Genomic DNA, 11,129 nt, shown 5'->3' with positions numbered 1-11,129 from the left:
CTTTAAGTTTAAGAGAAATCTCTCTTCAACAACAAGGAATGAACTGGAACGTATTTTACCAACCTTTATCTTTCTTGATTTTCCTGATTTGTTCGTTTGCAGAAACTAACAGAACTCCTTTCGATTTAGCAGAATGTGAATCTGAGTTGATTGGTGGTTACCATACAGAATACTCATCCATGAAAATGGGATTCTATTTATTTGCTGAATATGCAAGTATGTTTACATCTGCAACTATTATATCTGTTTTGTTTTTTGGAGGATATAATTATCCCGGAATGCAATGGATGGTAGAAAATGTTGGTGTAAATATTGGAAACGTTTTAGGAATGGCAGCATTATTTGCTAAAGTATGTTTCTTTATATTTTTCTACATGTGGGTTCGTTGGACAATTCCAAGATTTAGATATGACCAATTAATGCATTTAGGATGGAGAATTTTGATTCCGCTTTCAATCGTTAATATCATGATTACCGGAGTTGTTATTTTAAGACATGATATCGCAGCATATTTTGGATTTTAAAATAAAATTGCGTCTAATCTTATGTATCGCAATTTGCGACACTAAAACAAAAAAGCGGTTGTGAATTACAACCACCGCATAAAAATAATGAATGAGTGAAGAATTAATTATTACGGAAGAATTCATAATTAGCAAAATATTGCTTATTCGAGGACAAAAGGTAATGCTTGATTCAGAATAAGCAATACTTTATGGAGTAGAAACTAAGTAACTCAAAAGACAGGTTCGTAGAAACATAGAAAGATTCCCAGATGATTTTATGTTTGAATTGACTGAAATTGAAAGCGAAATCTTGAGGAGCCAAATTGGCACCTCAAGTTGGGGAGGCACAAGATATGTCCGATGGTATTTACTGAACAAGGAGTTGCAATGTTATCAAGTGTTTTGAATAGTGCAACGGCTATTAGAGTTAATATTCAAATTATTCGTGTTTTTACAAAAATCCGTCAGGAGATTTCGGAAACCTTGAATATGAAATTGGAAATTGAAGAGATAAAAACAAAATTATCGAATCAGAGTAAAAATATTGAATTAGTCTTTACTTATCTTGATGAGTTAATGGACAAACAGGAAAATAAGATTGAAAGAACAAAAATTGGTTATAAAAAATAAATTTGATTAATACCAAAATGCCATAGCCCTGATAGAAGCGGTATCCTTTTATTTTTTTCTTTAAAAAATAAAAGATATAGCGGATAGCAGGATTAAGCTTCAAAATAAAAATTAAAAAAATGTCAATAGAAACTATATCATTATCGGGTAGAAAGAAGATGGTCTCGAATAAAGAGATGACTTTTTGGGAACGATTGTATCTTGTGGCGATTGTGAAAGGATTATTCATCACACTTAAACACTTATTCAGAAAAAAAGTGACAATTCACTATCCTGAACAAGTACGTGAAATGAGTCCGGTTTATCGTGGTCAACACCAGTTGAAACGTGATGAACAAGGTCGTGAAAACTGTACCGCTTGCGGATTATGTGCTTTATCATGTCCGGCTGAAGCTATCACAATGAAAGCTGCTGAACGTAAAGCTGATGAAAAACATTTGTACCGAGAAGAAAAATATGCTTCGATATACGAAATCAATATGTTACGTTGTATTTTTTGCGGTTTATGCGAAGAAGCCTGTCCGAAAGACGCCATTTATTTGACGACTTCAAAAGTTTTGGTTCCTTCCAGCTATGAAAGAGAAGATTTCATTTTTGGAAAAGACAGATTAGTGATGCCTCTTGATGTGGCGATCAAAAATGCTCAACTTAATAATGCTAATTAAATGATACATATTCCTGATTTTGCACACGCAACAACTGTACAAATTATATTTTGTTTCTTAGCGTTTATTACTGTAATCACCGCTTTCCTGACTATTTTTAGCAGAAACCCAATTCACAGTGCTATTTATTTAGTGATTTGCTTTTTCTCTATTGCCGGTCACTATTTATTATTAAATGCTCAATTTTTGGCTATAGTACATATTATAGTCTACTCTGGAGCGATTATGATTTTGTTCCTGTTTACGATTATGTTAATGAATTTGAATGAGCAGCGAGATGTACACAGACCAAGAATTACGCGTTTAGGTGCAATTGTATCTTTCTGTTTGATCTGTATTGTATTGATTGCAATTTTCATCAATTCTAAACCAATTGTTGGTGAATATGATTCAACCGGTGAAGATTTCCAGTCTATTAAAGTATTGGGTAAAATATTACTGAACGAATATATGGTTCCGTTTGAATTCGCTTCGATCTTGCTTTTAGTAGCTATGATTGGAACTGTATTATTGTCTAAAAAAGAAAAATTAAATAAATAATGGGTAATATATTAAATCAAATAGGTATTGAAAATTACATCTTTTTAAGTGTTGTACTTTTCTGTATTGGTATTTTTGGTGTATTGTACAGACGAAATGCTATTATCGTTTTCATGTCTATCGAAATCATGTTGAATGCTGTTAACCTTTTATTTGTTGCTTTTTCAACTTATCATCAAGACGCACAAGGGCAAGTATTTGTATTCTTTTCTATGGCGGTTGCTGCAGCAGAAGTTGCAGTAGGATTGGCTATTTTAGTTTCGATCTTTAGAAATTTAGGTTCGATTAGTATCGATAATTTAAAAAATTTAAAAGGATAAATGGAAATGGATACCAATTTAGCTTTAGTTTTAGTATTAGCTCCTTTTTTAGGATTTTTAATCAATGTTTTCTTTGGCAAAAGCTTAGGAAAAACTGTTTCAGGAATTATTGGGACTGCTGCTGTAGTAGTTTCTTTTGCTGTTACACTTTTCTTTTTCAATCAAATTAGCCAAACAAAACAAGCCATTCAGGTTACTTTATTTGACTGGATTCAAATTAGTAACCTACATATCAATCTTGGATTTTTATTAGATCAGTTATCATTGCTTTGGTTGCTTTTTGTAACGGGTATTGGTTCATTGATACACTTATATTCTATTAGTTACATGCACGACGATGAGAATATGCACAAGTTTTTTGCGTATTTGAATCTGTTCGTTTTCTTCATGATTACACTTGTAATGGGAAGTAATTTATTAGTTTTATTTATTGGTTGGGAAGGCGTTGGACTTTGTTCGTACTTATTAATCGGATTCTGGCATAAAAACCAGGATTACAATGATGCTGCGAAAAAAGCTTTCATCATGAACAGAATTGGAGATTTAGGTTTATTAATCGGAATGTTCATTATTGGCTCAATGTTCTCGACTTTAGATTATGCAACTTTAAAAACTGCACTTGCAGGAGCTACAAATTTGAATTTGCCGTTGCTTTCATTAGCTGCATTATGTTTGTTTATTGGAGCTTGTGGTAAATCAGCACAAATTCCGTTATACACCTGGTTACCTGATGCGATGGCTGGACCAACTCCGGTTTCTGCATTGATTCACGCTGCAACAATGGTTACAGCTGGTATTTTTATGGTAACAAGATTGAATTTTGTATTTGATCTGGCTCCGGATGTTCAAACTGTTATTGCTGTAATTGGAGCTATAACTTCATTAGTTGCTGCAACAATTGGTTTAGTTCAAACAGATATTAAAAAGGTTTTGGCCTACTCTACCGTTTCACAATTAGGATTAATGTTTTTAGCATTAGGACTTGGTGCTTATGAAGTTGCTGTATTCCACGTAATCACTCACGCTTTTTTCAAAGCTTGTTTATTCTTAGGATCAGGATCTGTTATTCACGGTTTGCACGGAGAACAGGATATGCGTAAAATGGGAGGTTTGCGTAAAGCAATGCCTGTCACTTTCTGGACGATGTTAATTTCATCATTAGCCATTTCAGGTATTCCGTTTTTCTCAGGTTTCTTCTCTAAAGATGAAATCTTATTAACGGCTTTCGAACACAGTATTCCTCTTTATGTTATTGGTTCTATTGCATCAATAATGACGGCATTTTATATGTTCAGATTAATGTTCCTTACTTTCTTTAAAGATTTTAGAGGAACTGAAGAGCAAAAACATCATTTACATGAAAGTGGTGCATTAATTACTTTCCCTCTTATAATTTTAGCAATTCTGGCTACTTTTGGCGGACTAATTAGTTTGCCTGGAAATAGCTGGTTAAATGAATATTTGGCTCCGCTTTTCACGAAAGTGGCTGGTGAACAACATCATTTAGGTCCAACAGAATATACTTTAATGGGAGTTGCTGTTTTAGGTGGATTATTAGGTATTTTAATTGCTTACATCAAATACTTTAAACAAGACAACGTTCCTGAAGCTGACGAAAACATTACAGGTTTGACCAAAGTTTTATACAACAAATATTATGTAGATGAAATTTACGATGCAATATTTGTTCGATCTATTAACGGATTGTCGAAATTCTTTAGAGATACTGTTGAAACAGGTTTATCAGCACTTGTTTTCGGATTAGGAAAAGTAACCAATGAAATAGGTTTTCAAGGTAGAAAATTACAAAGCGGAAGTATCGGTTTATATCTGTTTGCTTTTGTTTTGGGTCTTTGCGCCATTGTTTCCTATATATTTTTAGCTAAATAATTTTACAACTATGAACGTTTCTCTTATATTAATTATTCTTTTAATTGGTGCATTTGTCACTTATTTTGCTGGTGATAAACTAGCATCTAAAGTAGCTTTGTTCTTTAGTTTGGTAGCTTTAGGTTGTTCAATTGTTTTACTAAATCATTTTTACGCAGGCGAAAGCATCAGTTTTGTCAGTGCCTGGATCAATCAGCCTAAAATTTCATTTGCACTTAATGCTGATGGATTAGGAATTGCAATGCTTTTATTAACTGCGGCCTTAACGCCAATTATTATATTTTCTTCTTTTGGAAATGAATATAAAAGTGCCAAAGGTTTTTATGCTTTAATTTTATTTATGGCTTTTGCTATGACAGGAACTTTCCTTGCGGCAGATGGTCTTTTATATTATATATTTTGGGAATTAGCACTTATTCCTATTTACTTTATTGCCCTTATCTGGGGTAATGGTGATGCTGAAGAACGTAGAAAAGCGGTGATCAAATTCTTTATTTATACACTTGCAGGATCTTTATTCATGCTTGTTGCTTTTATTTACCTGTATACAAAAGCGGGCAGTTTCATGATTGAAGATTTATACAAATTAAATTTATCTGCTTCTGAGCAACTTTGGATATTCTTAGCTTTCTTTTTCGCTTATGCTATTAAAATTCCGATTATTCCTTTCCATACCTGGCAAGCAAATGTTTACCAAAAAGCACCAACAGTTGGAACAATGCTTTTATCTGGTATCATGTTAAAAATGGGATTGTATAGTGTAATTCGTTGGCAATTGCCTCTCGCGCCATTAGCTGCAAAAGAATACATGAATATTTTCATTGCATTGGGAATTGCCGGTGTTATCTACGGATCAATCGTAGCTTTAAGACAAAAGGATTTAAAGAAACTATTGGCTTACTCTTCATTAGCACACGTTGGATTAATTGCCGCAGGAACTTACACATTAACAATTGATGGTTTCCGCGGAGCTGTTTTACAAATGATCGCTCACGGTTTTGTTGTAGTTGGATTGTTCTTCGCCGCTGAAGTTATCTATAGAAGATATGAAACAAGAGAAATTTCGCAATTAGGCGGTATTCGTACTCAATCTCCAAAATTCACTTCTATGTTTTTGATTTTGGTATTGGCTTCGGTAGCTTTACCAAGTACTTTTAACTTCGTAGGAGAGTTTACTGTTTTATATAGTCTTTCTCAAATTAATATCTGGTTTGCTGTTTTAGGCGGAACAACTATTATTTTAGGAGCTTATTACATGCTTAAAATGTTTCAAAATGTAATGTTAGGAGAAACAAATTCTAAACCTTTTGCAGATGTTTCTATTAATGAAGGAGTTTCATTTGTACTAATTATTGCGGTTTTAATTTTCTTCGGATTTTATCCAAAACCAATTACAGATTTGATTACTCCAAGTTTAGAGACAATTCTAAACGTTATCAATAAAAATTAATATTTTAAATAAAAATAAATTAGGGCATCATTAGTTTGAGATTTCCTAAATCAAAAAAACAAAAATGAATACATTAATAGCTATAACAGGATTGGGTATTTTTTGCCTATTGTTTGAAATTCTTAATTTAAGAAAGGCCATTGTTCCTATTACCATTCTTGGTTTATTAGGTGTTTTGGCAATCAATTATTACGAATTTGGATCAACAGCAAGTTACTATAATAATATGATTACGGTGAGTAAATTTTCTACCACGTTTTCATCGTTATTTATTATTATAACTATTTTCTTAGTAGCATTAAGCCATAATTTTTACGAAAATCATCCAACTAAAATCTCTGATTTTGTCGCAATAAAAATATTTTTATTAGCTGGTGGAGTTGCTATGGTTTCTTTTGGAAACTTAGCAATGTTTTTCCTGGGAATCGAAATTTTATCAATTGCACTTTATATCTTGGCTGCAAGTGAAAGATTAAATCTAAAAAGTAACGAAGCTGGTATGAAATATTTCTTGATGGGATCATTTGCATCTGGCATTATCTTATTCGGAATTTGTTTGATTTATGGTGCAATGGGAAGTTTTGATGTTGCAGAAATTCACGAAAGCTCTTTATCTGCCGAATTACCAATCTGGTTTCCTATTGGAATGATCTTAATGATAATTGGTATGTTATTTAAAGTAGCAGCAGTTCCTTTTCACTTTTGGGCTCCGGATGTTTACGAAGGATCTCCAGCTTTGACTACTGCATTAATGAGTACCTTGGCTAAAGTTGTAGCAATTGCAACACTTTATAAATTAGTTTCAGCATTAAATCTTGTACCTTCTTTAGACAATCAGGATCTTTTAGGCACTTTTGAAAATATCATCGTTATTATTTCTATTGCCTCTATGACCGTTGGAAATATAATGGCATTACGTCAGGTAAATGTAAAACGTATGTTGGCATTCTCAGGAATTTCACATGCAGGTTTCATGTTGATGACTTTATTAACTATTGCAACTTCAGCAGGTGTTTTATTATACTATGCTGCTGCTTATGCATTAGCCGGGATAGCTGCTTTTAGTGTTATACTATATGTATGTAAAAACCAAGACAATGAAGATATTACTAATTTTCACGGCTTAGGAAAAACAAATCCTTTGTTAGCGGCGATCCTAACAGCATCATTGCTTTCAATGGCAGGGATTCCAATTTTCTCCGGATTTTTCGCGAAACTATTTTTGTTCAACCAAACAATACAAGCCGGATATATTGCTTTAGTAATTGTTGCTGTGATAAACTCGATTATTAGTGTTGGATATTATTTCAAATTAATATTAGCAATGTATTCTAAAGAACCAAATCAGGAACGTACAGGGAAACCTTTTCTTATTTATGCAGTTGCTGTAATTTCAATTACTTTAAATATTGTTTTAGGTTTATTTCCATCACTAGTTTTAGATCTTTTAAATTAAAAACAAATTCATAATTTTATAGAAGCCGTCAATTGTTATTGATGGCTTTTTTATTGGTCGTAATTGTTAAAAATTCTATAGTGTTACTGGCACATCAAAAAATATCGATTATATTTGATGAGTTTTTAAAACCAATATTATTATGAGCTTCAATTCTAAAAATCCATTTTTAAGCAACAAACGTTTTTCATCAAATGCTGTTTCAAAAGCTGAAGAAGTACACCAAGCCCAAATTATTGATTACAATCAGGAAATGACTTTGTCAGGTACAATTAATAAAACAGCTATTTTGTTTTTAATATTATGCGGATCTGCAATGTTAACATGGTGGATGGCATTTAACGGAATGAATGCAATGTTACCTACAATTGGTGGTGCTATCGTTGGACTAATTTTAGTTATAATTTCAGCATTCAAACCACAACTTTCTCCATATTTAGCTCCGGGTTATGCCTTATTTGAAGGATTATTTATTGGAGGAATTTCTGCAATTTTTGAAGCTATGTATCCGGGAATTGTTGTTAATGCTGTTAGCGCAACATTAGTAACTTTTTTAGTTTGCCTGGGATTATATAAATTTAAAATTGTAAAAGTTACAGAGCAATTCAAATCTGTAGTTATTGCAGCTACATTAGCAATTGCAACCTATTATTTAATTTCATGGGTTGCTTCTTTAATCTTTAATTTCACTCCTGTACATTATGGAAATGGAATGATGAGTATAGGAATTAGTGTATTTGTAATTATCATCGCAGCTTTAAACTTATTTTTAGATTTCGATCAAATCGAAAAAGGAGTTCAGGAAAGAATGCCAAAATTTATGGAATGGTACGGCGCAATGGGATTAATGATTACATTAGTTTGGTTGTACGTTGAATTCTTAAGATTGCTGTCAAAACTATCAAGCAAGAATTAATTTCTTCAAAACAATATTACCAAAGCCTTTTTGAAATTCAAAAAGGCTTTTTTTATGCTTTATAATTCAACTTTTTTCTTAAAAAAGAAATGCTGACTTCTATAATTCCTTCTCCTGAAATTGACTTCTTTAAAAATTTCTAGTGCACTAATTTACGATTAAAAAAAAAACGAGTCTTTTTATTTCAAATAAATCATAAAACCATCGTATTACTTTTTTGTAATAAAAGAAAAATAAATAAAGTAAGCTTCCGGATTGAAGCTTACTTTTATTTTTAAAGCCAAAATCTTCTTCAAATATTAAATGTTTTCGAATCTTGAAAATTAGAAAAAGACTTTATAAAAAGCTCACAGATAAAAATAAATCGGTCTAAAAGCTTTAAAAAATGATAACATTTTGTAAGCGAAAAGTAAATTCCGAAGATCAAAACATTAAATGCAAAATATCATACATAAGATTTTTCTGATTTTATTGTTTTTTGATTTAAACTATTTTAAATTAAAAATTTAGCGTGTTTTTCTCATATGTTAAATATGAAACTAATTATTAAATAGAATAAAAATAAGGCTTAACACGGCTTTATAGTATTATGTAATAAGTTGCATTTAGTGTAATTTATTACATAATAAATATTTAAATGCTAAATTTTTATTGTTTAAATATATTTATATGATATTTTTTACATAATTAAAAATTTAAATATATTTTTGTGCAATCGATTACAATTTACAAAGTGATTCTGATAAATAAAAAACCACAAAAAACTTTATTAACTAAAAAAACCACAATTATGAAAAAAAACCTACTTATTTTAGTCTTTTTATTTGCGTGCTCGCAAATATGGGCGCAGCAAGTAACAATTAACGAAGCCTCAGGCTGGTTAGAATCTGCATTTGTAAAATGGCAACCCGTTAACAATGCACAATCCTACAATGTTTATTATAGCGGAAATGGATTTGTTGACAAAAAAATAGACGATCAACTTATCAGAAGTTACGGTTCTTACTACAGAGCTGATATTCAAGGACTTAAATCAGGAACATATACTATCAAAGTAAAACCTGTTATTTCAGGGACAGAAGGAACAGGATCTGTCACAAGTAATTTAACCGTATTAGCACAAGATCGAAATGGTTTTGCTTTTGACGGAGGTCGTATTCCAGGTGGTTACAATGCCGATGGAACTCCAAAAACTGGTGCTGTAATTCTATACATTACTCAAAACACAAAAAACACCATATCAATGGATATTACCGGAGCGAGCACAAATCCGTGTGTTGGTTTGCAAAATATTTTATACGCCATTAAAAAAGGAAAAGATACCCGTCCGTTTATTATTCGTTTAATTGGAAATATTACAGATATGACCGTAATGGAAGGTGGAGATGTCGTAATCGAAAATGCAAATAATGCATCAAGTTATGTAACTCTGGAAGGTGTAGGAAATGACGCTGTTGCCAATGGTTGGGGAGTTCGTCTTAAAGCAGCTTCAAATATTGAAGTGAGTAATATTGGCGTTATGAACTGCAATAGTACTGCCGGCGATAATATTGGAATGCAGCAGGACAATGACCATATTTGGGTTCACAATTGCGATTTATTCTACGGAAATGCTGGTAGCGACGCTGATCAAATTAAAGGTGATGGCGCTTTAGACAATAAAACATCAACCTATATTACATTAGCTTACAATCACTTTTGGGACAGCGGAAAAGCAAGTCTTTTAGGCCTAAGCGAAGGAACGACAACAGGTTTGTACATCACATATCATCACAACTGGTTCGACCATTCAGATTCTCGTCATCCACGTGTTCGTTATTATTCGGCACATATTTACAATAATTATTTTGACGGTGTTTCAAAATATGGTTCAGGATCTACATTAGGTTCTTCTTTATTTGTTGAAGGAAATTATTTCCGTAATAGCAAACATCCAATGCTGACATCCTTGCAAGGTTCGGATATTTGGGACGAAGCCAATCAGGTAAATAATGCCGGAACTATGGGAACTTTTTCAGGTGAAGCCGGCGGATCGATTAAAGCTTTCAATAATACTTTTGATGCAGATATTGCCACAAACAATATGCGTTTTGTAGCATACGGCGACACAAATCCTCTATATAATATCTCAGGAAAAATTAGTTCTACTACAGATTTTGATGCTTATGTGGCAACTTCAAGAGGTGAAATTGTTAGCAGTAATGTAAAGTCAAAGTCCGGAGCAAATACCTATAATAACTTTGATACAAATGTATCTTTATATGTAAAAAACTTAGTGACGGATCAGCCTGCAAACGCAAAAACCAAAGTAATTCAATATGCAGGACGTGTTTCCGGAGGAGATTTAAAATGGACATTCGACAATAATATCGATGATAAATCATCACTTGTAATAACAGCTTTAAAATCTGCACTTACTAATTATACAGGTTCATTAGTTGCTGTGCAAGGTGAAGGAACTCCTCCAGCAAACCCACAGACTTTAACTTCTACTACAAATAATAACCAAACTGTTGCCAGCGGAACAGCAATAAGTTCAATTGTTTTTACTTGGGGAGGAAGCGCAACTGACGCCGTAGTAACTGGATTACCTGCATCAGGAATTAGCTTTGTAAAAAATACAACAGCAAAAACAATCACACTTACAGGAACTCCTACAGCGACAGTATCATATTCTATTGCTACTATTGGAACCGGAACTGTTGCTACAGGATCAGGAACAATTACAGTTTCGGCAACAAGTGGGCAAACACTTA

At 32.6% G+C, this 11,129-nt stretch carries 11 protein-coding genes; all 11 read left to right on the top strand.

Translation table 11 applies throughout. The features are described 5' to 3' along the window. A partial coding sequence (locus ACHZDT_RS16680; protein ID WP_394775758.1) for an NADH-quinone oxidoreductase subunit H occupies window positions 1–524 on the top strand: 524 nt, incomplete at its 5' end. Window positions 525–783: 259 nt separating this feature from the next. Next, entirely contained in the window at window positions 784–912 is a 129-nt protein-coding gene (locus ACHZDT_RS16675; RefSeq protein WP_394775757.1) for a hypothetical protein, read from the top strand. After that, window positions 867–1,136: a hypothetical protein gene (locus ACHZDT_RS16670; RefSeq protein WP_394775759.1), complete on the top strand. Its 270-nt coding sequence runs from the start codon at window positions 867–869 to the stop codon at window positions 1,134–1,136. Before ACHZDT_RS16675 ends, ACHZDT_RS16670 begins: the two co-directional genes overlap by 46 nt. A 119-nt stretch (window positions 1,137–1,255) precedes the next feature. Continuing rightward, window positions 1,256–1,801 (top strand): NADH-quinone oxidoreductase subunit I, encoded by a 546-nt coding sequence (locus tag ACHZDT_RS16665; protein ID WP_059114695.1) that lies wholly within the window; start codon window positions 1,256–1,258, stop codon window positions 1,799–1,801. After that, window positions 1,802–2,341 (top strand): NADH-quinone oxidoreductase subunit J, encoded by a 540-nt coding sequence (locus ACHZDT_RS16660; protein ID WP_055097509.1) that lies wholly within the window; start codon window positions 1,802–1,804, stop codon window positions 2,339–2,341. Beyond that, window positions 2,341–2,661, top strand: a complete 321-nt coding sequence (gene nuoK / locus ACHZDT_RS16655; RefSeq protein WP_017494599.1) for an NADH-quinone oxidoreductase subunit NuoK — start codon at window positions 2,341–2,343, stop codon at window positions 2,659–2,661. Before ACHZDT_RS16660 ends, nuoK begins: the two co-directional genes overlap by 1 nt. 6 nt (window positions 2,662–2,667) lie before the next feature. Then, window positions 2,668–4,551: an NADH-quinone oxidoreductase subunit L gene (gene nuoL, locus ACHZDT_RS16650; protein ID WP_394775756.1), complete on the top strand. Its 1,884-nt coding sequence runs from the start codon at window positions 2,668–2,670 to the stop codon at window positions 4,549–4,551. Window positions 4,552–4,561: 10 nt separating this feature from the next. Continuing rightward, window positions 4,562–6,001: a NuoM family protein gene (locus tag ACHZDT_RS16645; RefSeq protein WP_394775754.1), complete on the top strand. Its 1,440-nt coding sequence runs from the start codon at window positions 4,562–4,564 to the stop codon at window positions 5,999–6,001. 64 nt (window positions 6,002–6,065) lie between these two features. Further along, window positions 6,066–7,457, top strand: a complete 1,392-nt coding sequence (locus ACHZDT_RS16640) for an NADH-quinone oxidoreductase subunit N (RefSeq protein WP_213295838.1) — start codon at window positions 6,066–6,068, stop codon at window positions 7,455–7,457. A gap of 142 nt (window positions 7,458–7,599) precedes the next feature. After that, on the top strand, window positions 7,600–8,373 hold the full coding sequence (locus ACHZDT_RS16635; RefSeq protein ID WP_394775753.1) for a Bax inhibitor-1/YccA family protein: 774 nt from the start codon (window positions 7,600–7,602) through the stop codon (window positions 8,371–8,373). Window positions 8,374–9,163: 790 nt separating this feature from the next. Beyond that, window positions 9,164–11,129 (top strand): pectate lyase (locus tag ACHZDT_RS16630; protein WP_394775752.1); only part of this gene is annotated, 1,966 nt, incomplete at its 3' end.

Origin of the sequence: Flavobacterium sp., from assembly GCF_043722275.1 — a bacterium.
Taxonomy (GTDB): domain Bacteria; phylum Bacteroidota; class Bacteroidia; order Flavobacteriales; family Flavobacteriaceae; genus Flavobacterium.
This window is presented reverse-complemented; position numbering and strand designations above follow the sequence as displayed.

Excerpts from the sequence above, each read along its gene's own strand:
- ACHZDT_RS16675 (WP_394775757.1), top strand. The coding sequence starts at position 784 with ATGTTTGAATTGACTGAAATTGAAAGCGAAATCTTGAGGAGCCAAATT.
- ACHZDT_RS16670 (WP_394775759.1), top strand. The coding sequence starts at position 867 with ATGGTATTTACTGAACAAGGAGTTGCAATGTTATCAAGTGTTTTGAAT.
- ACHZDT_RS16665 (WP_059114695.1), top strand. The coding sequence starts at position 1,256 with ATGTCAATAGAAACTATATCATTATCGGGTAGAAAGAAGATGGTCTCG.
- ACHZDT_RS16660 (WP_055097509.1), top strand. The coding sequence starts at position 1,802 with ATGATACATATTCCTGATTTTGCACACGCAACAACTGTACAAATTATA.
- nuoK (WP_017494599.1), top strand. The coding sequence starts at position 2,341 with ATGGGTAATATATTAAATCAAATAGGTATTGAAAATTACATCTTTTTA.
- nuoL (WP_394775756.1), top strand. The coding sequence starts at position 2,668 with ATGGATACCAATTTAGCTTTAGTTTTAGTATTAGCTCCTTTTTTAGGA.
- ACHZDT_RS16645 (WP_394775754.1), top strand. The coding sequence starts at position 4,562 with ATGAACGTTTCTCTTATATTAATTATTCTTTTAATTGGTGCATTTGTC.
- ACHZDT_RS16640 (WP_213295838.1), top strand. The coding sequence starts at position 6,066 with ATGAATACATTAATAGCTATAACAGGATTGGGTATTTTTTGCCTATTG.
- ACHZDT_RS16635 (WP_394775753.1), top strand. The coding sequence starts at position 7,600 with ATGAGCTTCAATTCTAAAAATCCATTTTTAAGCAACAAACGTTTTTCA.